General features: G+C 63.4%; 18 protein-coding genes and 3 tRNA genes. 8 read left to right on the top strand and 13 right to left on the bottom strand.

The features are described from left to right. Positions 1 to 978, bottom strand: a complete 978-nt coding sequence (locus tag dqs_RS10735) for a diguanylate cyclase (RefSeq protein ID WP_011765790.1) — start codon at positions 976 to 978, stop codon at positions 1 to 3. A gap of 227 nt (positions 979 to 1,205) precedes the next feature. Here dqs_RS10735 and dqs_RS10740 point away from each other — a divergent pair, with 227 nt between their 5' ends. After that, a complete protein-coding gene (locus dqs_RS10740; RefSeq protein ID WP_065340468.1) occupies positions 1,206 to 2,654 on the top strand; it encodes a transglycosylase SLT domain-containing protein in 1,449 nt (482 codons plus the stop codon). Positions 2,655 to 2,666: 12 nt separating this feature from the next. Here dqs_RS10740 and dqs_RS10745 read toward each other — a convergent pair whose 3' ends face one another. The 3 genes from dqs_RS10745 to dqs_RS10755 are packed head-to-tail and all read right to left on the bottom strand — an operon-like array spanning position 2,667 to position 5,714. Next, positions 2,667 to 4,751 carry an ABC transporter ATP-binding protein gene (locus dqs_RS10745; RefSeq protein WP_065340469.1) on the bottom strand — a complete coding sequence of 695 codons (2,085 nt, stop codon included), beginning with the start codon at positions 4,749 to 4,751 and terminating at the stop codon, positions 2,667 to 2,669. Between the two features lie 56 nt (positions 4,752 to 4,807). Further along, positions 4,808 to 5,293, bottom strand: a complete 486-nt coding sequence (locus tag dqs_RS10750; RefSeq protein WP_011765793.1) for an FKBP-type peptidyl-prolyl cis-trans isomerase — start codon at positions 5,291 to 5,293, stop codon at positions 4,808 to 4,810. After that, positions 5,253 to 5,714: a peroxiredoxin gene (locus dqs_RS10755; RefSeq protein ID WP_050976195.1), complete on the bottom strand. Its 462-nt coding sequence runs from the start codon at positions 5,712 to 5,714 to the stop codon at positions 5,253 to 5,255. Before dqs_RS10755 ends, dqs_RS10750 begins: the two co-directional genes overlap by 41 nt. 314 nt (positions 5,715 to 6,028) lie before the next feature. Here dqs_RS10755 and lexA point away from each other — a divergent pair, with 314 nt between their 5' ends. The 3 genes from lexA to dqs_RS10770 all read left to right on the top strand — a co-directional run bounded on the left by lexA (position 6,029) and on the right by dqs_RS10770 (position 8,695). Continuing rightward, positions 6,029 to 6,637, top strand: coding sequence for a transcriptional repressor LexA (lexA, locus tag dqs_RS10760; protein ID WP_011765795.1), 609 nt, complete (start codon positions 6,029 to 6,031; stop codon positions 6,635 to 6,637). Positions 6,638 to 6,749: 112 nt separating this feature from the next. Beyond that, the gene (locus tag dqs_RS10765; RefSeq protein WP_050976123.1) at positions 6,750 to 7,301 is read left to right on the top strand and encodes a hypothetical protein; all 552 of its coding nucleotides are present in this window, start codon (positions 6,750 to 6,752) and stop codon (positions 7,299 to 7,301) included. Positions 7,302 to 7,303: 2 nt separating this feature from the next. Next, entirely contained in the window at positions 7,304 to 8,695 is a 1,392-nt protein-coding gene (locus dqs_RS10770; protein WP_084018433.1) for an MATE family efflux transporter, read from the top strand. A gap of 5 nt (positions 8,696 to 8,700) precedes the next feature. Here the strand turns inward: dqs_RS10770 and arsC are convergent, their stop codons facing one another. The 9 genes from arsC to tig form a co-directional block, all read right to left on the bottom strand. Next, positions 8,701 to 9,051, bottom strand: a complete 351-nt coding sequence (gene arsC, locus dqs_RS10775; RefSeq protein WP_065340470.1) for an arsenate reductase (glutaredoxin) — start codon at positions 9,049 to 9,051, stop codon at positions 8,701 to 8,703. After that, positions 9,051 to 10,862: a M61 family metallopeptidase gene (locus tag dqs_RS10780; RefSeq protein WP_065340471.1), complete on the bottom strand. Its 1,812-nt coding sequence runs from the start codon at positions 10,860 to 10,862 to the stop codon at positions 9,051 to 9,053. The genes arsC and dqs_RS10780 overlap by 1 nt, the downstream gene beginning before the upstream one ends. A 99-nt stretch (positions 10,863 to 10,961) precedes the next feature. Beyond that, positions 10,962 to 11,036: transfer RNA gene (locus dqs_RS10785), tRNA-Val, on the bottom strand. 38 nt (positions 11,037 to 11,074) lie between these two features. Then, a tRNA-Val gene (locus dqs_RS10790) sits at positions 11,075 to 11,149 on the bottom strand. 80 nt (positions 11,150 to 11,229) lie between these two features. Further along, positions 11,230 to 11,305: transfer RNA gene (locus dqs_RS10795), tRNA-Val, on the bottom strand. A gap of 119 nt (positions 11,306 to 11,424) precedes the next feature. Continuing rightward, positions 11,425 to 13,842 carry an endopeptidase La gene (gene lon, locus dqs_RS10800; protein WP_065340472.1) on the bottom strand — a complete coding sequence of 806 codons (2,418 nt, stop codon included), beginning with the start codon at positions 13,840 to 13,842 and terminating at the stop codon, positions 11,425 to 11,427. Positions 13,843 to 13,918: 76 nt separating this feature from the next. Then, on the bottom strand, positions 13,919 to 15,187 hold the full coding sequence (gene clpX / locus dqs_RS10805; RefSeq protein WP_011765801.1) for an ATP-dependent Clp protease ATP-binding subunit ClpX: 1,269 nt from the start codon (positions 15,185 to 15,187) through the stop codon (positions 13,919 to 13,921). A 17-nt stretch (positions 15,188 to 15,204) separates the two neighbouring features. Next, positions 15,205 to 15,843, bottom strand: coding sequence for an ATP-dependent Clp endopeptidase proteolytic subunit ClpP (clpP, locus tag dqs_RS10810; protein ID WP_011765802.1), 639 nt, complete (start codon positions 15,841 to 15,843; stop codon positions 15,205 to 15,207). An 18-nt stretch (positions 15,844 to 15,861) separates the two neighbouring features. Next, the gene (gene tig, locus dqs_RS10815; RefSeq protein WP_065340473.1) at positions 15,862 to 17,175 is read right to left on the bottom strand and encodes a trigger factor; all 1,314 of its coding nucleotides are present in this window, start codon (positions 17,173 to 17,175) and stop codon (positions 15,862 to 15,864) included. A 335-nt stretch (positions 17,176 to 17,510) separates the two neighbouring features. On the opposite strand from tig, the gene dqs_RS10820 reads away from it, so the two are divergent. Genes dqs_RS10820 through dqs_RS10835 form a run of 4 tightly spaced genes read left to right on the top strand, consistent with a single transcriptional unit; the run spans position 17,511 to position 23,865 of the window. Continuing rightward, positions 17,511 to 19,433: a PrkA family serine protein kinase gene (locus dqs_RS10820; RefSeq protein WP_011765804.1), complete on the top strand. Its 1,923-nt coding sequence runs from the start codon at positions 17,511 to 17,513 to the stop codon at positions 19,431 to 19,433. Between the two features lie 60 nt (positions 19,434 to 19,493). Next, entirely contained in the window at positions 19,494 to 20,762 is a 1,269-nt protein-coding gene (locus dqs_RS10825; protein ID WP_065340474.1) for a YeaH/YhbH family protein, read from the top strand. Then, complete coding sequence (locus dqs_RS10830) at positions 20,759 to 22,294, top strand: SpoVR family protein (protein ID WP_011765806.1); 1,536 nt, start codon at positions 20,759 to 20,761, stop codon at positions 22,292 to 22,294. Before dqs_RS10825 ends, dqs_RS10830 begins: the two co-directional genes overlap by 4 nt. A gap of 41 nt (positions 22,295 to 22,335) precedes the next feature. Further along, entirely contained in the window at positions 22,336 to 23,865 is a 1,530-nt protein-coding gene (locus dqs_RS10835) for a bifunctional ADP-dependent NAD(P)H-hydrate dehydratase/NAD(P)H-hydrate epimerase (protein WP_065340475.1), read from the top strand. Positions 23,866 to 23,870: the final 5 nt, after the last annotated feature.

The raw sequence follows: 23,870 nt of genomic DNA on the forward strand, positions 1-23,870 counted from the left end.
TCAGATTGTGCGCGCTTCCATTCCTTTCGTGTCCACCGAATGCGTCACCACACGGTTGCGACCCGCCGCCTTGGCACGGTACAGCGCGTCATCGGCCGACTTCAACAGCGCGACGAATCCGTTCTCATCGCCCCGCGCCGGCACGATGGCGGCGACGCCGATACTGATCGACACCACCGGGCCCGAGGTGGAGAAACGGTGCGTGATGCACAGGCTTTCGACACCGGCGCGCATGGTTTCGGCAACGGCGGCCGCGCCTTCGACGCTGGTTTCGGGAAGGATTGCCGCGAATTCCTCGCCGCCGTAGCGCGCAACCAGATCGGTCGGCCGGCGCAGCCGCTGTTCCAGCGTGCGTGCAACGGCTTTTAGGCACTCGTCGCCTACCTGATGGCCGTAGCCATCGTTGAACTGCTTGAACGAATCGACGTCGGCCACGAGCAGTGCGATCGGGTGCCCGGTGCGCGCCGCGCGTCGCCACTCCCGCAGCAGCGTTTCGTCGAAACGGCGGCGATTGGGAATGCCGGTCAGTCCGTCCACCGACGACAGCCGGGTCAATTCGCGGTTAGCCTCGTCCAGCTTGCGCGTCACCACGAGCAGCGAGTAACGCATCTGCGCAATGCGCTGCATTGCCCGCACCTTGGCCTTCAGCACCACTTCGGATACCGGCTTGGCCAGATAGTCGTCGCCGCCGACCTCGATCCCGCGGTTGAGGTCCTCGTCGGACGTGCGCGCGGTGAGGAAAATGATCGGCGTCCATTCACCTTCGGACTCGATTTCGCGAATCCGGCGTGCGACTTCGAATCCGTCCATGCCGGGCATGATGATGTCGAGCAGGATGAGATCCGGCCGTTCCCTGCGGAAGGTTTCGATGCCGGATTCGCCGTCGCGGGCGTGCAGCGCCGTCAGGCCCATTTTGGTGAGCTGGTGGCAGACCAGCGTGGCGCTGGTGACGGTGTCTTCTATGACCAGGACTTTCATGATGTCGAGCACGAAGAATCGGTACTACGTGGATGCGCCATCCTACCAAGGGAATACCCCACGGCTACGCCTTTAGTCGTGTTTTCGGTATTTCCGCACGGATCGGCTCAGGTTGCTTGAAAGGCGCAGCCGACGAACGTGCCGTCTGTCCTTACAAAGTGCCAGCCGGGGCGCCGGCACGGTCTGCTAGACTGCTGTGCTTTTCGTCGCTCCCGGCGCTGTCTCCCATGCCGAAGCTCTTCACCTTCTTTCTCAGCCTGTGCGCCGCGCTGCTGCCCGCCGCGGCGGGCGCCCAGGACACGCCGCCGACCCAGTCCAGCACCGGGCTCCGTCCCGACTCTGTCGAAGCGGGCGGCCTCGCTCCTCCGCGGGTGCTGACGCTGGACCTCACCCGCAACGCCAACGATATCTGGGACCGGATCCGCCGCGGTTTCGGCATGCCCGACCTCGAAACACCGCTGGTGGCCGAGCAGCAGCTGTTCTACCTCAACCGCCCGGCTTTCCTTAAGCAGGTCTTTGCGCGGGGTGGGCGCTACCTTTACTACATCGTCGATGAACTCGAACGGCGCGGAATGCCCACCGAGCTGGCGCTGCTGCCGATGGTTGAAAGCTCGTACAACCCGATGGCGTATTCCCGCGCGCATGCCTCGGGGCTGTGGCAGTTCATCCCCTCCACCGGCAAGAACTACAACCTCACCCAGGACAAGTGGGTGGACGAACGGCGCGACGTCATCGCTTCCACCTCCGCCGCGCTGGATTATCTGCAGACCATCTACGAGATGCACGGCGACTGGCACCTCGCGCTGGCCTCCTACAACTGGGGTGAAGGCGCGGTGGGGCGCGCGGTGCAGCGCAACGTGGACGAAGGCCTGCCGGGGGAGTACGCACGCTTGCGCATGCCGGAGGAAACGCGCAACTACGTGCCCAAGCTGCAAGCGATCAAGAACATCGTTGCACGTCCCGAACTGTTCCACATCGATCTGCCCTACGTGCCGAACGAGGCGCATTTCGTAGCGCTGGAAGCCCCGCAGGGCATCGACCTCGCGACCGCCGCGCGGTTGGCCGAAATGCCCATCGAGGAGTTCGTCGCGTTCAATCCGGGATTCAACCGCCCGGTGATCGCCGGCACGGGGCAGACCCTGATCGTCCCGGTGGACCGCGCGGCGCACGTCGAAATGCGGCTGAACGAGTTCCAGCTTGCCGGCAAGGGATGGCGCACCTACGAGTTGCAGCCCGGCGAACGCCTCGCCGAGGTCGCCCAGCGCTACGGCCTGACGCTCGCCCAACTCCAGCAGATCAACGGTCTCAACGCCCAGAGCAGGACGGGTCCCGGTTACAGCCTGCTGGTGCCGGACGGAATTGATCCCGCGGGCGCGCTTCAGGCTGCGCGTCTGCTGCCTAACACCACGTTTGCAGCGCCTGCCAAACCGGCCCTGGTGAAGCCTGGACGCGTCAAGCTGGGAATGACCGCGCCCGCCTCGAAAGCCGCTCCTGCGGCAAAAGGTGCCGCCAAGCCGGCCAGCCGCGCGACGCCTCGCGCGGCAGCCAAGGCGGCGGGACCCAAGAGTGCGCCACCCAAAGGAGCCCCGGCCAAAGCTGCGGTCAAGCCTGCCGCGCCCGCCAAACCCGCGGCGGGCTCATCCGCCAAGCGTGCGCCTGAAAAGCCCCGCCGCTAACGAGGCCTGCCCTTAACGCTGGGGCCAGTGGCAGCGTAGATGGTGATGTGCCTCCAGCCGGGTTTCCGCCGGATAGGTCATCCGGCAGATATCGGTTGCGCTCGGGCAGCGCGGGTGGAAATGGCAGCCCGCGGGCGGCGCCAACGGCGAAGGCAGATCGGACGGGCGTTGCGCCGGATGCGCGGCGCCCTCCTCCACGCCCTCCTCCACGCCCTCCTCCACGCCCTCCTCCAGGCCTTCGTCCAGCCGAGGCACGGCGGCGAGCAGCATGCGCGTGTACGGATGCGCCGCGCGGTTAAGGACGCGTTCCGCCGGGCCGCGCTCCACGATGCGGCCCAGGTACATCACCGCCACGTCGTCGGCGAGATATTCGACGACGGCGATGTTGTGGGTGATGAACAGATAGGCCATCCCGCGCTCGTGCTGCAACTCGCGCAGCAGATTGAGCAGTTGCGCCTGCACCGACACATCCAGCGCACTCGTCGGCTCGTCACAGACGATGGCTCGCGGCGCTACGGCCAAAGCACGGGCAATCGCAATCCGCTGCCGCTGCCCGCCGGAAAACTCGTGCGGATAGCGATGGCGCATGGCAGCCGAGAGGCCGGTCCGGTCCAGCAGCGCATCGACCTTGCGCGAACGCTCGATCGCGCTGGGTTCCACACCGAGGCCGATCATCCCCTCCTCGATGATGTCGCCGATTCGCATCCGCGGGTTGAGCGAGGCAAACGGATCCTGGAACACCATCTGGACAGCGCGGCGCATTGCCTGCAGCGTTTCCGGCTGTGCCGAATCGAGCGTCTCACCTTCGAAGCAGACCTGTCCTCCGGTAGGGCGAACCAGGTGCAGCATCGCCTTTCCAACCGTTGTCTTGCCACAGCCCGACTCGCCGACCAGCGCCAGGGTGCGGCCCGGGTGGAGCGCCAGATCGACGCCGTCCACCGCCCTCACCTGGCCAACGGTGCGCTGCAGAAGCCCTTTGCGAAGCGGGAAATGCACCTCGAGGCCGCGTAGTTCGATGATCGGCTTCAGCTGCTTGCCGATCGTGGACGCTGCGGGGGTCGCCATCGAGGCGGCCTCCAGAGCGCGGGGCACGAGGACCTCGTCGTAGAGGTGGCATCTCACTGCCTGCGCGCCGAGCTGGCGCCACGCGGGCGGCTCGTCATCGCAGCGGTCGAATGCATGGGGGCAGCGGTCGGCAAAGCGGCAGCCCGACGCGATTTGGTCCGGGGCGGGGACGCTGCCACTTGCCGCCTGCAGCGGTCCGCCCCGCTGCGCGGCTGTGGGAAGCGCAGCAAAGAGTTTTCGCGAATAGGGGTGGAGCGGCGTCCGGAAGAATGCCCCGCGCGGCCCGGTTTCGACGAGCTCGCCCGCATACATCACGCCGACGCGGTCGGCCATTCGAGCTGCAACGCCAAGGTCGTGCGTGATCAGCAGCATCGCCATCGCGCGTTCGCGCTGCAGTCGTTGAAGCAGATCGAGCACCTGTGCCTGTATGGTCACGTCGAGTGCCGTCGTCGGTTCGTCGGCGATCAGCAGCCCAGGCTCTCCCGCAAGCGCAATGGCAATCATTGCCCGCTGCCGCATGCCACCCGAGAACTGGAAGGGAAAATCATCGACCCTGCGCGCAGGGTCGGGAATGCCGACCGCCGCCAGCAGGCGCACTGCCTCTTCGCGGGCAGCGTCGCCGCGCAAACCGCGATGGACGGTGAGCGCTTCGGTGATCTGTGCGCCAACCCGCATGACGGGGTTGAGGCTGGTCGAGGGCTCCTGGAAGATCATCCCGATCCGCCCGCCCCTCACCCTGCGCATCTGCGCTTCCGGCATGGCGAGCAGATCGTCGCCGCCCAGCTCGACCGTCCCGCCCGCGATGCTGCCGCCGTCGGGAAGAAGCCGGGCCAGCGCAAGCGCGGTCATCGACTTGCCGCAGCCGGATTCACCCAGCAAGGCCAGTGTTTCACCCGGGGCGATCGAAAAGCTGATATCCGCGACGGGTATCAGTGTTCCGCGCGCGGTTTCAAGCGCAACCCGTAGTTCGCGAACCTCAAGCACGGATCCTGACGCGGCAGCGATTTGAGCGGCGGGCAGCGATGTTCCCATGCGGACTGAAAGTGGCGTTCTGGAAGAAGAAGGGCCGCTTGCGCGGCCCCGAATGCTTAGTGGTGATGCCCGCCCGGACCATGAACGTGACCATGGCCGATTTCTTCGGCCGTCGCCGCGCGAACGTCGGCCACCGTCAGGTCGAACACCAGCGCGACGCCCGCAAGCGGATGATTGCCGTCCACCACCACCTTGCCTTCGGCGATATCGGTAATGCGGTAGATGATCTCTTCCTCGCCGTCGTCGGTCACGCGCTCGAAGGACATCCCGACCTCGATGTTCTCCGGGAACAGCGCAGCGTCTTCCACCATCACGAGTTCTTCGTCGTAGTCGCCGAAGGCGTCTTCCGGTTGCAGCTTGATCGTCAGCTTTTCACCGGTCTTCTTGCCATGCAGGGCTTCTTCGATGACGGGGAAGATGCCGTCGTAGCCGCCGTGGAGGTAGGTCAGCGGGTGGTGACCGTCGTCGACCATGTTGCCGTCGGCGTCGTGGACGGTGTAGTTAAGCGTAACCACGCTGTTCTTGATGATTTCCGTTTGCATTGTCGGTTTCCAATTCCTTGACAAGTTTATAAACCGCAGCAGCGTGGCCACGGGGTGCGACGTCCCGGAGCACGTGGCGGACGACGCCTTGCTTGTCGATCACGAAGGTCGTCCGCGCCACGCCCATCTTCTTCACACCGTCGACTTCCTTCTCCTGCCACACCTGGTACAGCCTGCTGACCTCGGTGTCCGAATCGGACAAGAGCCGGATCGACAACCCGTGCTGATCCCGAAACTCGGCATGCTTCAGGCAGTCGTCCGGGCTGACACCGACAATGATGCAGTCGTGGCGGGCAAAATCCGCTTCATGATCGCTGAAATCGGCGGCCTGAAGGGTGCAGCCCGGCGTGTTGTCGCGCGGATAAAAATAAAGGACCACATGGTGGCGGCCACGTTCCCCGGCCAGGCTGAAGTCTTCCATGTCGGCATCGGGCAAGGAGAACACTGGCGCGAGGTCGCCGCACGCCAACTGCGGTTCTCCCTGAACTGCGGGCGATTCTAGCCGAGAGCCCGACTGAACTCTAGCCGCGAGGTCATTCGGAAAACTGCTGGCGGGCGGGTGCATGAGGACCTCCTTGGGCGGTCTCGACGAGGAACTGGCGCGAACTTCTGAACGAATAGCTCAGAAAATGCCGCGTCTCAAGCCGCACTGCGTCATTCCGTTGTGAGGTGTGCCACGACCGTGGTTGCGGCCAACGGAATACTGTTTGAAAATACAGCAAACAGGAGAAAGCGATGAACGCCCGCAACGAACAACTCACGTCCCGCCAGCAGGAGATACTCGACTTCATCCGCCAGACCGTGGAAAGCGAGGGCCGGCCGCCGACCCGGGCGGAGGTCTGCTCCGCGTTCGGCTTCAAGTCGCCGAATGCGGCTGAAACCCACCTGCGCGCACTTGCTGCCAAAGGGGCGATTCTGCTTGAGGAGGGGCGCGCCCGCGGCATCCGCTTGGCCGAGGCGCTCGGGTTGCCGCTGGTGGGCCGGGTAGCCGCTGGCAATCCCATCCTGGCCGCCGAGCACGTCGAGGCCCGTATCCAGTTCGATCCTGCACTCTTTTCCCCTCGCGCTGATTATCTGCTGAGGGTGCGCGGCATGAGCATGCGCGACGCGGGCATCCTTGACGGCGATCTCATTGCTGTCCATCGCTCGCACGAAGCGCGCAACGGACAGGTGGTGGTGGCCCGGATCGATGACGACGTGACGGTGAAGACGCTGCGCCGGAACGGTCCCATCGTAGAGTTGCTGCCCGCAAATCCGGACTTCGACCCGATCGTCGTCGATACCCGCAGTGCGGCGCTTGAACTCGAGGGCATCATGGTGGGACTCATCCGTACCGACCATTGAGCGTGCGCAGTTCTTGCACCCGGGCGGATACCCCGGGTCATTCGTGGCCCGACAGCCGGTGGTCACGCGGCGGGCTTATCCTCTCTCTGTCATCAACCCTCGCGGTCTCTCAATGAATCTCGATTTGGAATCCGGTGACGCGACACGCGCGGGCGACCGGGCACGTCGTCGCGCGGCTTGGGCCTTGCTGGTGCTTATCGTCGCGGCGCCTGCTGCATGGGTCCTGTTCTCGTCGCTTGAAGCCTCCTGGGCGCGGATCTCCCCTCTCGAAGGCGCGCGTTTCATGCTCGCTGCCACCGCGCTGGGCGCCGCCCTCGCGGTAGCGCCGGTGCTCGCCGTCGGCGGCTTTTTCGTAGCCTTGTGGTTTGGCGTCGAAAGCGTCTTTCTGCCACGCACCCGCCGCACACCCTTGCTCGATCGGGTCATTGTCGGCGTCGGCCTGCTCGTGTGGTTTGCCCCCGCGCTCGGGCTTCTGGGGAGCGCGGTGCGGGCGCTGGCCGAAGGTCGCGTCCATTTCGTCCGCCCCCCGCGCGACTACTTTCTGGCCACCGATCCCATTGCCTTCTGGCAAGGGGTGGGCTTCTGGCTGATCATGGCAGGCATCCTCGGTTTTCTTGCCTGGCGGTACTGGCGCGGCAAGCTGCCCCTGCGTAGCCGGGCATAGTCGTGATCGCTCCATCCGGGAGCCTGGCTGCAACGAGTACCGATTCGACGCTTCACATTGCCCGTCGCCTGCTTGGCCACGCGTGGCCGGTGTTGATTGCCCAGTTGCTGTCGATGGGGATGATGGTGGCCGACACCATCATCGCGGGTCGTTACGCCACTTCCGACCTGGCCGCGGTTGCGGTGGGTAACGGCATCTACGTATCGCTCGTGATGCTGCTGGTAGGCGTTCTCCAGGCCGTGGCGCCTACGGTCGCCCATCACGTCGGCGCCGGCGCCACTGACGAACTCGTGCCATCGCTTCATCAGGGGTTCTGGCTGGCGATACTGCTCGCCGTGCCGGGCACCGCGCTCCTGCTCTCACCCGGGGCGCTGCTCGATCTGGCCGCCGTTCCGTCCCCGCTGGCCGCGAAGGTTGGCGACTACCTGCGTGCAACGGCTGCCGGGCTGCCGGCGGTTCTGCTGTACAGAACGTTCTATGCGTTCGCCAATGCACTCGGCCGACCTCGCGTGCTCATGTTCATCAGTCTTGCCACCACCTGCATTCACGCGCCGCTCGCGTGGGCGCTGGTAAGCGGTGCCTTTGGCGTTCCATTGGGCGGGACGGGGTGCGGAGTTTCCACGTCCGTTGTCGCGTGGATCGCGTTGGGCTGCGGCGCAATTGCGCTCGCGCGGCTCAGGGTTTTTCGCAAGCTGCGCGCTTTTCGCAGCTGGACGCCTCCCGACCCGGTCCGACTGTGGGCGCTGCTGCGACTCGGCTTTCCGATCGGGCTGTCGACCTTTATCGAGATCACCTCGTTCACACTGATCGCGCTGCTGATCGCGCGCCTAGGGCCCGACTGGGTTGCCGCGCACAGGGTCGTCGCCAACCTCGCGGCGCTGGCCTATATGCTGCCGCTCTCGCTTGCCACGTCGGCGCTGGTGCTTGTGGGGCAAGCGGCCGGTGGGCTCGACTGGACGAGAGCCGCGCGCTACGCCAAGGTCGCGATCGTCTTGACGTGCGCACTTTCGACCCTCCTGGGTGGCGTCCTGTGGCTGGCACGAACTCCCGTGCTTCAGCTCTGGAGTTCGGACAACGCGGTGCGTCTGGCCGCCCTCAGCCTGCTTCCCTACATCTGTCTATACCAGGTTTTCGACGCAGCGCAGACCGTGGCCTCCCATACGCTGCGGGCCTACAAGGTCACCGCTTTGCCGATGGTGGTGCACACCCTGGCGTTCTGGGGTGTCGGCCTGGGGCTCGGATACTGGCTGGCATTTCACGCCGGCGCCCGCTCGGCCGAGGCGTCGGTTGCCGCGTTCTGGCAGGCGGCGGTGCTGGCAACCGCCCTGGCCGCACTACTTTTTCTGGGCTTGCTACGCTTCGTGGCGGGGCGGTCACAACGCCCCGGCCGATAAATGCCTCAGTCGAACAGTTCGGCAACCCGCTCGGGCGGACGCGCCACCACCGCTCTTTCACCGCGCACCACGATCGGCCGCTCCATCAGGATGGGATAAGCCACCATGGCGTCGATCCACTCCTCGTCATCGAGCGCTTTACCGGCAAAGTGTTCCTTGAACACGGCTTCGCCCCGCCGGATGAGGTCTTGCGGTTTCAAACCCAGTTTGTCGAGCAGTGCCCGCAATTCATCCCGGCCCAAGGGATGCTTCAAATACTCCACAACCTCCGCGTCAACATCGCGCTCGGCAATCAAGGCACAAGCGCTGCGGCTCTTGCCACAGCGCGGATTATGGTAAATGCGTACCGCGGTCATCAGTTGCTCCTGTTCTCATTGTGGTTCTGTAGCCCATGCAGCCATCCGTTGCGCAAGGTCCGCGCGGTGCTGGAGGCGCGACGCGCACAGCCAAGTTTGACCGTATCCTCGGCCGGAGCGTCGAGTGTCACCTGGAACTGCATCAGTTCATCGCGCCGGAAGGCAAGTATTTCCATGTCATCACCCGCCCGGCGACGCGTCAGCGCCTCGTCCAGCGAGGCGTTCGTCGCGCGGATTCCATCCAGTGCGACGAGGACGTCGCCCGCAGACAGACCGGCGCGCTGGGCTGCGCCGCCGTCGTAGACCACCGCGAGTTTCACTTCCCCGTTACTTCCACCCAACTTGACGCCCAGCGATGGCGATGGATTGGAAGCGGTGACTTCCATCTCGACGCCGAACGGCTGCAACAGGCGTTCCAGGGGCAGATCGTCGGTTCCGTTCACTGCATCGCGTAACCAGCGGGCAAGTGCCGACGAACCGCTGACCGCCTCTACCGCCTCGAAAACGCCCTCCTCACCAACGCCAACCCCGGTGAGCCCATGCTCCCGCCACAGATGCCGCATCACGTCGTCGAGACTGCGCGTCCCGCCGCTCGCTTTACGCAGTTTCAAGTCCAGCGCCAAGGCGATCAGAGAACCCTTGGCGTAGTAGCTGACAATGGCGTTCGCCGAATTCTCATCCTGCCGGTAGTACTTGATCCATGCGTCGAATGACGATTCCGCGACGCTTTGCCGCAGTCGCCCGGGGCCCCGCAGAACGGTGGAGATCGTTTTGCCGAGCAAGGCAAGATAGTCGTCCACCTCGATGACGCCGGCGCGCACAAGGGTGAGATCGTCGTAATAGGACGTGAATCCTTCGAACGCCCACAACAGGCGCGTGTAGTTCTCGTGCTCCAGCTGGTAGGGCGTGAAGACCGCAGGCTTGATCCGCTTCACATTCCAGGAGTGGAAGTATTCGTGGCTGCACAAGCCGAGAAAGCCTTGGTACGCCTCCGACATCTTCTTCATTCCGACCCAAGGCAGATCCTTGCGACTGGCGAGCAAGGCAGTTGAAGCCCGGTGCTCGAGGCCGCCATATCCGTCACCGACGACGGTGGTGAGAAACAGGTAGTAGTCCATCGGCGGCGGAGAATCAAACAACCGTACCTGCCATTCGCAGATACGCTGCAGGTCGCTGGTCAGGCGCTCCATATCGCACTCGGCCCGGCCGCTCAATGCCACCTCATGAGGAACTCCGGCAACCGTGAAATGGCCAAGTTGGAACTCGCCCATTTCCACCGGGTGGTCTACGAGGTCGTCGTAGTTTTTCGCCGCGAACCGTCCAAATGCATGCGGGTCGTGGGCCTCAACCCGGGACGGCGCGCGCGGCAAAGAGGTGGCCACCCGCCAGCGCTCATATGCGGGTCCCGTCGGCGGAGCGATTTCCACTTCGCAGGGATCGCTCTCACGGCCATCTACAGCGAGGAACACGCTGGTGCCGTTGAAGAAGCCGTGCGTCGAATCCAGATGCGCGGACCGGATCGAAAGGTCCCAGGCGTATACCTCGTACGTCAGGACGATCTGCGCCGCGCCGCGGGGGACTGCAATCCGCCAGGTGTGCTTGTCGACCTTCTCCGCTGGCAGAGGCTCTCCTTCGGACAGCGTAGCCCGGAAGCTGACGATGTTCCGGGCGAACTCCCGGATCATGTAGCTGCCGGGGATCCAGGCTGGCAGGCGCACGAATTGTGCGGGCGACTGTGGGTGGTCGATTTCGCACCGGACCTCGAAGAGGTGGGCTTCGGGTCGCGTGGGCTTGATGGAGTAAACAATCACGCTGGGTCGCTCTTCACGGGAAACCCGGCGAGTTTAGGCGATGCGCAGTCGTGACGACAGCAGAAACAAAAAAACCGGCTGTATGCCGGTTTGATTGCGTGGTGGGCGGTACTGGGATCGAACCAGTGACCCCTGCCGTGTGAAGGCAGTGCTCTACCGCTGAGCTAACCGCCCGTCGCGGAACTACAACAAAACTCGCCGAAGCCCACTTGTGGTGGGCGGTACTGGGATCGAACCAGTGACCCCTGCCGTGTGAAGGCAGTGCTCTACCGCTGAGCTAACCGCCCGTCGGCGAAAGAGGCCGAATTGTAGAAGGCCCCTCTTGAAGCGTCAAGGCGAAGTGTCTGCCTTGGCATTCTCACGGATGTGGTGGGTGCTGACGGGGTCGAACCGCCGACATTCGCCTTGTAAGGGCGACGCTCTACCAACTGAGCTAAGCACCCGTTCCCGCTCGAGAGAGCCAAAGATTATAGATGTAACGGCAGCAGGTTGCCAAGCTTGGAACGCAGAGCGTTTTCGTTCGGCAGCACGGGCGCGCAAAGCAGCCCGTGTTGCCGGCCGATCAATGTGCGCGCAGGTTGGCTGCAGCGCGCGCTGCCTCGTCTGCAGGGGCCACGGCTGCAACCTCAGCCTCCTCCGGCAGCGGCTCCGGCTTTCGTTCCAGAGCCAACTCCAGAACCTGATCAATCCACTTCACCGGAACGATTTCGATCACGTTCTTGATGTTGTCGGGGATATCCACCAGATCCTTGACGTTTTCTTCCGGTATCAGCGCGGTGCGAATGCCGCCGCGCACTGCGGCAAGCAGTTTTTCCTTGAGGCCACCGATCGGAAGTACCTCACCTCGCAAGGTGATCTCGCCGGTCATTGCGACATCGCAACGGACCGGAATGCCGGTGAGAACGGAAACCAGCGCGGTGGAGATCGCGATACCGGCGGACGGACCATCCTTCGGAATCGCACCTTCCGGCAGGTGAATGTGGATATCGCTGTTCTGGTAGAAGTCGTCCTTGATGCCGAGCGACCGTGCGCGTTTGCGTACCACCGACAGCGCAGCCTGGATCGACTCCTGCATGACCTCGCCGAGCTTGCCGGTCGTCATGACCTTGCCCTTGCCGGGCAGCGCCACAGCTTCCACGGTCAGCAACTCGCCGCCCACCTCCGTCCACGCCAGGCCGGTCACCTGACCAATCTGATTGGCCTTTTCGGCGACGCCGAAGCTGTACTTGCGGACGCCAAGGTACTTGTCGAGGTTCTTCGCGTTGACGACGATCTTGCTGGCCCGCGAACGCAACACGAGCGACTTCACCACCTTGCGGCAGATCTTCGAGATCTCGCGCTCCAGGCTACGGACCCCCGCCTCGCGGGTGTAATAGCGGCACACATCGCGCAGCGCCTCTTCGGTCACCGAAATCTCGTCACGCTTGAGACCGTTGTTCTTGATCTGCTTGGGCAACAGGTAACGTTGGGCGATATTGACCTTTTCGTCCTCGGTGTAGCCCGACAGGCGGATCACTTCCATACGATCCAGCAAAGGCGCCGGAACGTTGAGGGTGTTGGCGGTGGCGACGAACATCACGTCGGAGAGGTCGAAATCAACCTCCACGTAGTGGTCCTGGAAGGTGTGGTTCTGTTCGGGGTCCAGCACCTCGAGCAGCGCGGACGACGGATCACCGCGGAAGTCCTGGCCGAGCTTGTCGACTTCGTCGAGCAGGAACAGCGGATTCTTGACACCCACCTTGGTCATGTTCTGCAGGATCTTGCCCGGCATCGAACCGATGTAGGTGCGGCGGTGGCCGCGGATCTCCGCCTCGTCGCGCACGCCGCCAAGCGCCATGCGCACGAACTTGCGGTTGGTGGCTTTTGCGATCGACTGGCCGAGCGAAGTCTTGCCGACCCCCGGAGGGCCGACCAGGCACAGAATCGGCGCCTTGACCTTGTCGACACGCTGCTGGACGGCGAGATATTCAAGGATGCGCTCCTTGACGCGCTCCAGACCGTAATGATCCTTGTCGAGCACTTTCTCGGCCTCGGCCAGATCCTTGCTGACGCGGGACTTCTTTTTCCACGGCAGGCCGATCAGCGTCTCGATGTAGTTCCGCACCACCGTGGCTTCAGCCGACATCGGCGACATCAGGCGCAGCTTCTTGAACTCGGACTGCGCTTTGGCCAAGGCGTCCTTCGGCATTCCCGCGGACTTGATCTTCTTGTCCATCTCCTCGAGATCAGCGCCCTCCTCGCCCTCCCCGAGTTCCTTCTGGATGGCTTTGACCTGCTCGTTCAGGTAGTACTCGCGCTGGCTCTTCTCCATCTGGCGCTTCACGCGCCCGCGGATGCGCTTTTCGACCTGGAGGATGTCGAGTTCGGTTTCAAGCTGGGTGAGGAGCTTGTCGAGGCGTTCGCCGGTGTCGAACATCTCGAGCACGTCCTGCTTCTGCTCGAGCTTGAGGGGAAGATGAGCCGCAATGGTGTCCGCAAGACGGCCCGGCTCCTCGATCCCGGCGAGCGACGTCAGGATCTCCGGCGGAATCTTCTTGTTCAGCTTAACGTACTGGTCGAACTGCGCGATGATCGCGCGCCGCATGGCTTCGACCTCGTTGTTGTCCACTTCCGGAACCGGAATGGGCGTCGCCTTGGCGACGAACAACTGCTTCAGGTCTTCGACGGAGTCGATCCGGGCGCGCTGAACCCCTTCCACCAGCACTTTGATCGTGCCGTCGGGTAGCTTCAGCATCTGCAGGATATTGGCGACGCAGCCGATCGAGTACAGGTCTTCGATCGCCGGTTCATCCTTCGCGGCCGACTTCTGGGCAACCAGCAGAATGCTCTTGCTGGCCTCCATGGCGTTTTCGAGCGCCTTGATGGACTTGGGGCGCCCCACGAAAAGCGGGATCACCATGTGCGGGAACACAACCACGTCGCGCAGCGGCAACAGCGGCAGTTCCATTTGATCGTTGGGGAGGTCAACGGGACCCGACATTTTCAGTTTCCTTTCTAAGGTAGCCCCGCCCATATGCGGGCGGGGCCTGGAAATTCAAGCGGCGGGTTGAAAGGTGTCAGTTCGAGCCGGACACCTTCGGTTGTTCAGCGTAGATCAGCAGCGGCTTGCTGCCTTCCTCGATCGTGTTTTCGTCTACCACGACCTTTTCCACGCCGTCGAGCTGCGGCAGGTCGTACATGATGTCCAACAGTGCCGCCTCGAGGATCGAACGCAGACCGCGGGCGCCGGTCTTGCGCTTGATCGCCTTTCGCGCCACCGCATGCAACGCGGCAGGCCGGATTTCCAGATCGACCCCTTCCATCGAGAAGAGTTTCTGGTACTGCTTCACCAGCGCGTTCTTGGGTTCGATCAGGATCTGGATCAGTGCGTCCTCATCCAGTTCCTGCAAGGTGGCGACGACAGGCAGGCGTCCGACGAATTCGGGGATGAGGCCGAACTTGACGAGATCCTCGGGCTCCACCTGGCGGAAGGTCTCGGTGAGGTTCTTCCCTTGCCGGCTCTTTACTTCGGCGCCAAAACCGATACCCATCTTTTCGGTCCGGTTGCGGATCACCTTGTCCAGGCCGTCGAAAGCCCCGCCGCAGATGAACAACACGTTGGTGGTGTCGACCTGGATGAAGTCCTGATTCGGATGCTTGCGCCCGCCCTGCGGCGGGATCGACGCGATCGTGCCCTCGATCAGCTTCAGCAGGGCCTGCTGCACGCCTTCGCCCGACACGTCACGCGTGATCGACGGGTTATCCGACTTGCGCGAAATCTTGTCGATCTCGTCGATATACACGATCCCCTGCTGCGCCTTCTCGACGTCGTAGTCGCACTTCTGCAGCAGCTTCTGGATGATGTTCTCGACGTCTTCGCCCACGTAACCGGCCTCGGTCAGGGTCGTCGCATCCGCCATGACGAAGGGAACGTTGAGCAGGCGCGCGAGCGTTTGCGCAAGCAGCGTCTTGCCCGACCCGGTCGGTCCGATCAGGAGAATGTTCGACTTGGAAAGCTCGACCTCGTCCTGACGGCCACTGAGGTGGCGCAGCCGCTTGTAGTGGTTGTACACCGCAACGGAGAGGTTGCGCTTCGCCTGGGCCTGGCCGATGACGTATTGGTCGAGAATCTGGCAGATCTCGTGCGGCGTGGGCAGCTTGCCCTTCACGCCCTCGGTCTCGACGCTGCCGGCGATCTCGTCCCGGATGATGTCGTTGCAGAGTTCGATGCACTCGTCGCAGATGAAGACGGACGGCCCTGCGATAAGCTTGCGTACCTCATGCTGGCTCTTGCCACAAAACGAGCAGTAAAGCAGCTTTTCGCCGCCCGTCTTCTTTTCCGTCATTTTCGGATTCTCCTGGTTCAGGTATCGGCGCGGCTGGTCAGGACCTTGTCCACCAGGCCGTACTCCACGGCGGCGGTCGCGGACATGAAGTTGTCGCGGTCGGTATCCTTTTCGATCTGCTCGATGGTTTGGCCGGTGTGCTTGGCCAGCATGCCGTTCAGGCGCTCGCGCAGGTACAGGATTTCGCGGGCATGAATCTCGATGTCCGACGCCTGGCCCTGGAAGCCGCCCAGCGGCTGGTGAATCATCACGCGGGAGTTGGGCAGGCAGAAGCGCTTGCCCTTCTCACCCGCGGCGAGCAGGAAGGCCCCCATGCTCGCAGCCTGGCCGATGCACAACGTGCTGACGTTCGGCTTGATGAACTGCATCGTGTCGTAGATCGCCAACCCGGCAGTGACGGAACCGCCGGGCGAGTTGATGTAGAAGTAGATGTCCTTGTCCGGATTTTCGGACTCGAGGAACAGCAACTGGGCGACGATCAGGTTGGCAGTAACGTCATTCACCGGACCGACCAGGAACACCACGCGCTCCTTCAGGAGGCGGGAATAGATGTCATAAGAGCGTTCGCCGCGGCCGCTCTGTTCCACGACCATCGGGATCAGACCCAGTCCAACCGGGTCCCAGGCGCTGCTGTGCTGTGGTGTTCCTGCGTTCATGGTCAGTCCTTACTTGGATTAGGCCGCATTGCCCATCAAATCATCGAAGGCGATCGACTTCTCGCTGGTCTGAGCCTTGGACAGCACCCAGGCGACGACGTTGTCCTCGATCACCACCGCTTCGGCCTGCGCCAGCCGGTCAGGCTGAGCGTAGTACCAGCGCACGAGTTCCGAGGGATCCTCGTAGCTCTGCGCCATCTCTTCGACCAGGCCACGGATCTGCTCGGGCTTGGCGTGGAGTTCGTTACCCTTCACCACCTCGGCCATGATCAGGCCCAGCTTCACGCGGCGCATCGCCTGGTCGCCGAACCAGGCCGGCTGCACCGGGATGTCCTTGGTGTTCATGCCGCGCGCGGCCAGATCACGTTTGGCGTTCTCGGCCAGTTGAGTGGCCTCCGACTCGACCAGCGCCTTCGGCACTTCGATCGGCGTCACCGCGAGCAGCGCGTCCATCGCCTGCTCCTTCACCTTGGCCTGGATGCGGCGCTTCACTTCGCGCTCCAGGTTGCCCTTGACCTCTTCACGCAGCTTGTCGACGTTGCCGTCGGCCACACCCAGCGCCTTGGCGAAGTCGCTGTCGACTTCGGGCAGCTTGGGCGCTTCGACCGACTTCAGCGTGACCTCGAACTGCACCGGCTGGCCGGCGAGATGCTTGGCGTGGTAGTCCTCCGGGAAGGTCATGTCGAAGGTCTTGGTTTCGCCAACGCCGAGACCAACGACAGCAGTCTCGAAATCCTTGAGCATCGAACCCGCGCCGATCACGAACGGGAAGTCGGTCGCCTGACCGCCTTCGAACAGTTCGCCATCCTTGCGGCCGGCGAAGTCGATCGTGACGCGATCGCCGTCCTGGGCGGGGCGTGCGGCGGCCTCGAACGTCGTGCGCTGCTTGCGCAGCACGTCGATGGTCTTGTCGACCTCGGCGTCGCCCACGACGAGGGTCGGCTGTTCGATGGATTGTGCAGACAGATCGCCCACTACCACTTCCGGATAGACCTCGAAGACCGCGCTGAACTCCAGCGCACCCTCGCTACCCGCCTCCTTAGGCTCGATACGCGGATAGCCGGCAACACGCAAGTTCTGTTCCCGAACTTTCTCGCCGAACGCGCGCTCCACCGCGGCGCCGATCGCTTCCGACCGCGCCTGCGGGCCGTAGGTCTGCTCGACGATCTTCAAGGGCACCTTGCCCGGACGGAAGCCCGGCATCTTCACGGACCGCGCCATCTGCTTCAGGCGGGCTTCCACCGCCTTGTCGATGTCGGCCACCGCCAGCGACATGTCGATACGACGTTCGAGCGGGTTCTGCGAGGTCTGGATTTCCTGGGTGGTCTGCATTAAAACGATCCTGAGAAGTCAAATAATTGCTGCCGAAACCGGCGCTTATGGCAGCTGCGAAAAACCACGACCGAGCGTGCCGCCAAGCCGACCGGCGCGCCACGGAAAAATCCCGATTCTAGCACAGCCCCCCGGCCTTCCTTCCAGAGCCGCCCGCGGTCGAGAATGGTTCCCGCGCCGTGGAAAAATGGGCGCTGGCGCGCGGAACTCGGCCGGTTGCAGGGGCCTCTGATGGAGTGACCGCAGGCGGCTGGCGCCCGTCGGCCATGCTGCTCCGGAGTTTCGTACGCACCCGCTTCGGGTCCGAGCGACCCGCCTTCGAAGGAGGTTTCCCGATGACCATCTTCAACGCCTATCAAGCCCGTTTCGAAGCAGCACGCGAGGAAGAGATGTCGATCCAGGAATACCTGGATCTGTGCAAGACAGACCGCTCTGCGTATGCGACTGCAGCGGAACGCATGCTGATGGCGATTGGCGAACCGGAGCTGGTCGATACCCGGCTGGATCCCCGCCTTTCGCGCATCTTTTCCAACAAGGTGCTCAAACTCTATCCGGCCTTCCGCGACTTCTATGGGATGGAAGAGGTCATCGAGCACATCGTGTCATATTTCCGACACGCGGCGCAGGGGCTGGAGGAAAAGAAACAGATTCTCTATCTCCTCGGTCCTGTGGGCGGCGGCAAGTCCTCGCTGGCGGAAAAACTGAAAAGCCTGATCGAGAAAGTGCCCTTCTACGCCATCAAGGGTTCGCCGGTCCATGAGTCGCCGCTGGGGCTTTTCGACGTGGACGAAGACGGCCGGATACTGGAAGACGACTACGGGATTCCACGCCGCTACCTGAACACGATCATGAGTCCGTGGGCGGTCAAGCGCCTGCACGAATTCAACGGCGACATCACCCGCTTCCGCGTCATCAAGCTCAACCCGTCGGTGTTGCGGCAGATCGCCGTGGCCAAGACGGAGCCGGGTGACGAAAACAACCAGGACATCTCCTCGCTGGTGGGCAAGATCGACATCCGCATGCTGGAGCAGTTCTCCCAGGACGACCCGGATGCCTACAGCTACTCCGGGGGCCTGTGCCTGGCAAACCGCGGCTTGCTCGAGTTCGTCGAGATGTTCAAGGCGCCGATCAAGGTGCTGCATCCGTTGCTGACCGCAACGCAGGAAGGCAACTACAAGGGCACCGAGGGTTTCGGTGCGATTCCGTTCGACGGCATCGTGATGGCGCACTCGAACGAATCCGAATGGGTGGCGTTCAAGAACAACAAGAACAACGAGGCCTTCCTCGACCGCATCTACACGGTCAAGGTGCCGTACTGCCTGCGGATGTCCGACGAAATCCGGATCTACGACAAGTTGCTCACCCACAGCTCGCTTTCGGAAGCACCGTGCGCGCCGGACACCTTGAAGATGATGGCGCAGTTCTCGGTACTGTCGCGTCTGAAAGAGCCGGAGAATTCCAGCATCTATTCCAAGATGCGGGTCTACGACGGTGAAAACCTGAAGGACACCGACCCCAAGGCCAAGAGCTACCAGGAGTATCGCGACTACGCCGGCGTCGACGAGGGCATGACCGGGCTATCCACACGCTTTGCCTTCAAGGTGCTGTCCAAGGTATTCAACTTCGATCACCGCGAGGTCGCTGCCAACCCGGTGCACCTGATGTACGTGCTGGAACAGCAGATCGAGCAGGAACAGTTCATGCCCGAAACCGAAGCGCGCTACATGGGCTTCATCAAGGAATACCTCGCTCCGCGCTACGCCGAGTTCATCGGCAAGGAAATCCAGACCGCGTACCTGGAGAGCTATTCGGAATACGGGCAGAACATCTTCGATCGCTACGTGATCTACGCCGATTTCTGGATCCAGGATCAGGAATTCCGCGACCCCAACACCGGGGAGATTCTCGACCGCTCTGCGCTGAATGACGAACTGGAGAAAATCGAGAAACCGGCTGGAATCAGCAATCCGAAGGACTTCCGCAACGAGGTGGTCAATTTCGTGTTGCGGGCGCGCGCCAAGAACGAAGGCCGGAACCCGAGCTGGACTTCTTACGAAAAGCTGCGCGCCGTGATCGAGAAGAAGATGTTCTCGAACACCGAGGACCTGCTGCCGGTGATCAGCTTCAACGCCAAGGCCAGCGGGGACGAGCAGAAGAAGCACCAGGACTTCGTCAATCGCATGATCGAGAAGGGCTATACCGAAAAGCAGGTGCGTCTGTTGTGCGAGTGGTATCTCCGCGTCAGAAAGTCGTCGTAAGCGTGCATGGCCCGGCCTGCCGCACCGCCCTGGTGCGGCAGTACCCCATCAGGAGGCGGCATGGTTCGCATCATCGACAGGCGGTTCGACAGCAAGAACAAGAGCGCGGTCAATAGGCAGCGCTTCGTGCGACGCTTCAAGCAGCAGATCCGCAAGGCGGTTTCGGAAGCGATACAGGGACGCTCCATCCGCGACCTCGACAACGGCGAAAAGGTGTCGATTCCGGCCAAGGATCTGTCGGAACCCCATTTCCAGCACGGTAAGGGCGGCATCTGGGAGCAGGTGTACGCCGGCAACGACCAGTTCTCCAGCGGTGACCTGATCAACCGGCCGCTGGGGGGCGGGTCGGGTGGCTCGGGCAGCGGCAAGGCGAGCAACGAGGGCGAAGGCGAGGACGATTTCGTCTTCCAGCTATCGCGGGAAGAGTTTCTCGACATCTTCTTCGACGACCTCGCGCTGCCGAATCTCGTGCGCACGCAACTCGCGCGCATCACCGACTACAAGACCCAGCGCGCCGGCTTCACCAACAGCGGTGTGCCGGCCAACATCAACATCGTCCGGTCGATGCGGGGAGCGCTTGGCCGCCGCCTGGCGCTCGGTTCGCCTTACAGCAGCCGGCTGCGCGAACTCCAGCGCGAGCTCGAGGACGCCCTGCTGCGTTTCGGCGAGGACAGCGACGAAGTGCGGGCGCTGCGGGACGAGATCGGCAAGCTGCGGCAGAAGATCGACAACATTCCTTTCATCGACAGCTTCGACCTACGTTACAACAACCGGGTCAAAGTGCCGCAGCCCACCACGCAGGCGGTGATGTTCTGCGTGATGGACGTGTCGGGCTCGATGGACGAAGAGAAGAAGGCGACGGCAAAACGCTTCTTCATGTTGCTCTACCTCTTCCTGAACCGTACCTACGAGCATATCGACGTGGTTTTCATCCGCCATCACACGGTGGCCAAGGAAACGGATGAGGACGAGTTCTTCCATTCGCGCGAATCGGGCGGCACCGTGGTGTCCAGCGCGCTCAACCTGATGCGCGACATCGTCCGCGAACGCTATGCGGGCGGGCAGTGGAACATCTACGGCGCGCAGGCTTCCGATGGGGACAACTGGGACAACGACTCGCCGATCTGCAAGGACGTGCTCGGCAACGACATCCTGCCGTGGTGCCAGTACTTCGCGTACATCGAAATCACGCCCGGAGAGCCGCAGAACCTGTGGCGCGAATACGAGAAGCTGCAGTCCGCTCACGTCAACTTCGCGATGCAGCGCATCGAGAAGGCGGCCGACATCTACCCGGTGTTCCGGGAACTCTTCAAGAAGACACTCGCATGAAGCGACACGCCACGAAGATGACGCCGCTGCCGAGCGGGTCCGAATGGTCCTTCGATGCCATCGAGCGCTACCACACCGAGATCGCCCGGGTCGCCTCGAACTACCGGCTCGATACCTATCCTGTACAGATCGAGATCATCACCGCCGAGCAGATGATGGACGCCTACGCCTCGGTGGGCATGCCGGTGAACTACCACCACTGGTCGTTCGGCAAGCACTTCCTCGCCACCGAGAAAGGCTACCGGCGCGGACAGATGGGACTGGCGTACGAAATCGTCATCAATTCCAATCCCTGCATCGCCTACCTGATGGAGGAGAACACGCTGCCAATGCAGGGCCTGGTGATTGCGCACGCTGCCTATGGCCACAACAGCTTCTTCAAGGGCAACTACATGTTCCGCACCTGGACCAATGCGGACGCGATCATCGATTACCTCGTCTTCGCCCGGAACTACATCGCCAGCTGCGAAGAGCGCTACGGCGAGGAAGAAGTCGAACTGCTGCTCGATTCTTGCCACGCGCTGATGAACCTCGGAGTGGACCGCTACAAGCGCCCGCCCAAACTGTCGCTTGCAAAGGAAAAGCTGCGCCAGGCCGAGCGTGAGGAATACCTGCAGGGCCAGGTGAACGACCTGTGGCGCACCCTCCCCCAGATGGAAGCCCGCACCGGCGCGGTGGCAGAACGGCGCTTTCCGGACGAGCCGGAGGAAAACCTGCTCTACTTCATCGAAAAGAACGCGCCGCTGCTCGAACCCTGGCAACGCGAGGTGGTACGCATCGTGCGCAAGATCGCGCAGTACTTCTTCCCGCAGCGGCAGACCCAGGTGATGAACGAGGGCTGGGCGACGTTCTGGCACTACACGCTGCTCAATACCTTGTACGACGAAGGATTGCTGGCCGACAGCTTCATGCTGGAGTTCCTGCAATCGCACACCAACGTGGTTTACCAGCCGCCGTACAACAGCCGCTGGTACAGCGGGATCAACCCCTACGCCCTCGGCTTTGCCATGTGGCAGGACATCCGGCGCATGTGCGAAAACCCCACCGAGGAAGACCGTCGCTGGTTTCCGGACATTGCCGGCAGCGACTGGCGCGACACCTTCGAATTCGCGATGCGCAATTTCAAGGACGAAAGTTTCATCGCCCAATACCTGTCGCCCAAGGTCATGCGCGACTTCCACATGTTCGCCATCCTCGATGACGACCACCAGGACAAGCTCAAGGTCTCCGCCATCCATGATGACGCGGGCTTTCGGCGCGTGCGCGAAGTGCTGTCGGACCAGTACAACCTTGGCAGCCGCGAGCCCAACATCCAGGTCTGGAATGTCGATTTGCGCGGTGACCGCTCGCTGACCCTGCGGCACCAGGAGTACCGCCGCCGCATGCTGGGTACCACCACCGAGGAGGTCATCAAGCACGTCGCGCGGCTGTGGGGCTTCACCGTCCGGCTTGAAGCAGTGGACGAACACGGCGGAGTGGAATTGATTCACGAGGCCCGGCTGGAGAAGCGACGCGCCAACGGACTCGCATGAGCAGGCTGTAGAATCGGCCGCCTTGCCCCCCGGAGTCCATCATGTTCGCGCCCGCCCAGCCCATCTGTCCTGTCGCCGGCATCCGTGCGATCGAAAAGACGCTGATCCCGAGCGCCCGGCCGTCGTTGATGGAACGGGCGGGCCGGGCCGCCGCCGAGGACGCGGTGCGATTGTTGATCGACCGGCCCGGGCCGGTGCTGGTCGCATGCGGACCCGGAAACAACGGGGGCGACGGTTTCGTGATGGCGCGCCAGTTGCTGCAGGCTGGACGGGAGGTCACCGTCGCCTTCGCCGGAACGGCCGACGCTTTGCCCCCGGACGCCGCCAAGGCCTACGCGGACTTTGTCGCCGCCGGTGGCACCTGGATTCCCGAACTTCCGCCGGTGCCGGCGCGCGGGTGGGCGCTGGTCGTCGACGCCTTGTTCGGAATCGGACTCGGACGGCCGGTCACCGGCCGGCTGGCCGCGTGGATACAGACGCTCAATGCGCAGTGCGCTCCGCGCATGGCGCTCGACATTCCGAGCGGACTCGATGCCGACGCCGGCCGCCTGATGGGCGAAACCTTCCGCGCGACGCACACCACCACCTTCATTGCGCTGAAGCCCGGTCTCCTCACGCTCGACGGACCGGACCACTGCGGCGAAATCTCGCTGCAACGGCTCGAGATCGACGCCCCTTCCTGGGCGCCCGACGTCGGCTGGGAGATCACGCCGAGCCTGTTCGCGAAGCAGTTGCAACCGCGCCCGCGCAACACCCACAAGGGTCGCTACGGCGATGCGGCGGTACTCGGTGGCGACAGCGGCATGGCCGGCGCGGCTCTGCTGGCAGGGCGTGCCGCACTGTGGCTCGGCGCCGGCCGCGTCTACTGCGGGCTTCTGGATCCGGCAGCACCGTCGGTAGACGTGCTGCGCCCCGAACTGATGCTGCGCCGGGCCGAGGCGCTGCCGGAGGCGCTCAGTGCGCTGGCGGTGGGGCCCGGTCTCGGCCGCAGCGGCGCCGCCGCCGACCTCGTCGCGCAGGCCATCGAGCGGGATATTCCGCTGCTGATCGACGCCGACGGACTCAACCTCGTTGCAGAAAGTGCCGAACTCGAAGGGCGACTCGTGAAGCGCACTGCGCCGACGCTGCTGACCCCCCACCCGGCTGAAGCCGGCCGCCTGCTCGATTGCGACACCGCCGAGGTGCAGCAGGACCGCGTCGCGAGCGCGCGCGAACTCGCCCGCCGCTACCGGGCCACGGTTGTGCTCAAGGGCTGCGGCAGCATCATCGCCACCGCGGACGGGCTTTGGTATATCAACGGCACCGGGCATCCCGGCATGGCGACAGCCGGCATGGGCGATGTGCTGAGCGGTGTCGTGGTCAGCCTGCTCGCGCAGGGGTGGCCGCCGACCGATGCCATGATTGCCGGCGTGCATCTGCACGGGGCCGCGGCGGATCGCCTTGCGCGCGAGGGCGTGGGCCCGGTCGGCCTCGGTGCCGGCGAGGTGGTCGAGGCTGCGCGCGGCGTCTTCAACGGTTGGCTGGTGGCGCGCAGCCGTTCGCCAGGCTGGGGTGCAGCCGGCCTTTCCTGAAATCC

It is taken from the genome of Azoarcus olearius (genome assembly GCF_001682385.1).
GTDB classification, from domain to species: Bacteria; Pseudomonadota; Gammaproteobacteria; order Burkholderiales; family Rhodocyclaceae; genus Azoarcus; species Azoarcus olearius.

What these genes read in the sequence shown, in the direction of transcription:
- dqs_RS10735 (WP_011765790.1), bottom strand. Translation starts at nt 978, where the DNA reads ATGAAAGTCCTGGTCATAGAAGACACCGTCACCAGCGCCACGCTGGTC.
- dqs_RS10740 (WP_065340468.1), top strand. Translation starts at nt 1,206, where the DNA reads ATGCCGAAGCTCTTCACCTTCTTTCTCAGCCTGTGCGCCGCGCTGCTG.
- dqs_RS10745 (WP_065340469.1), bottom strand. Translation starts at nt 4,751, where the DNA reads ATGGGAACATCGCTGCCCGCCGCTCAAATCGCTGCCGCGTCAGGATCC.
- dqs_RS10750 (WP_011765793.1), bottom strand. Translation starts at nt 5,293, where the DNA reads ATGCAAACGGAAATCATCAAGAACAGCGTGGTTACGCTTAACTACACC.
- dqs_RS10755 (WP_050976195.1), bottom strand. Translation starts at nt 5,714, where the DNA reads ATGGAAGACTTCAGCCTGGCCGGGGAACGTGGCCGCCACCATGTGGTC.
- lexA (WP_011765795.1), top strand. Translation starts at nt 6,029, where the DNA reads ATGAACGCCCGCAACGAACAACTCACGTCCCGCCAGCAGGAGATACTC.
- dqs_RS10765 (WP_050976123.1), top strand. Translation starts at nt 6,750, where the DNA reads ATGAATCTCGATTTGGAATCCGGTGACGCGACACGCGCGGGCGACCGG.
- arsC (WP_065340470.1), bottom strand. Translation starts at nt 9,051, where the DNA reads ATGACCGCGGTACGCATTTACCATAATCCGCGCTGTGGCAAGAGCCGC.
- lon (WP_065340472.1), bottom strand. Translation starts at nt 13,842, where the DNA reads ATGTCGGGTCCCGTTGACCTCCCCAACGATCAAATGGAACTGCCGCTG.
- clpX (WP_011765801.1), bottom strand. Translation starts at nt 15,187, where the DNA reads ATGACGGAAAAGAAGACGGGCGGCGAAAAGCTGCTTTACTGCTCGTTT.
- clpP (WP_011765802.1), bottom strand. Translation starts at nt 15,843, where the DNA reads ATGAACGCAGGAACACCACAGCACAGCAGCGCCTGGGACCCGGTTGGA.
- tig (WP_065340473.1), bottom strand. Translation starts at nt 17,175, where the DNA reads ATGCAGACCACCCAGGAAATCCAGACCTCGCAGAACCCGCTCGAACGT.
- dqs_RS10820 (WP_011765804.1), top strand. Translation starts at nt 17,511, where the DNA reads ATGACCATCTTCAACGCCTATCAAGCCCGTTTCGAAGCAGCACGCGAG.
- dqs_RS10825 (WP_065340474.1), top strand. Translation starts at nt 19,494, where the DNA reads ATGGTTCGCATCATCGACAGGCGGTTCGACAGCAAGAACAAGAGCGCG.
- dqs_RS10830 (WP_011765806.1), top strand. Translation starts at nt 20,759, where the DNA reads ATGAAGCGACACGCCACGAAGATGACGCCGCTGCCGAGCGGGTCCGAA.
- dqs_RS10835 (WP_065340475.1), top strand. Translation starts at nt 22,336, where the DNA reads ATGTTCGCGCCCGCCCAGCCCATCTGTCCTGTCGCCGGCATCCGTGCG.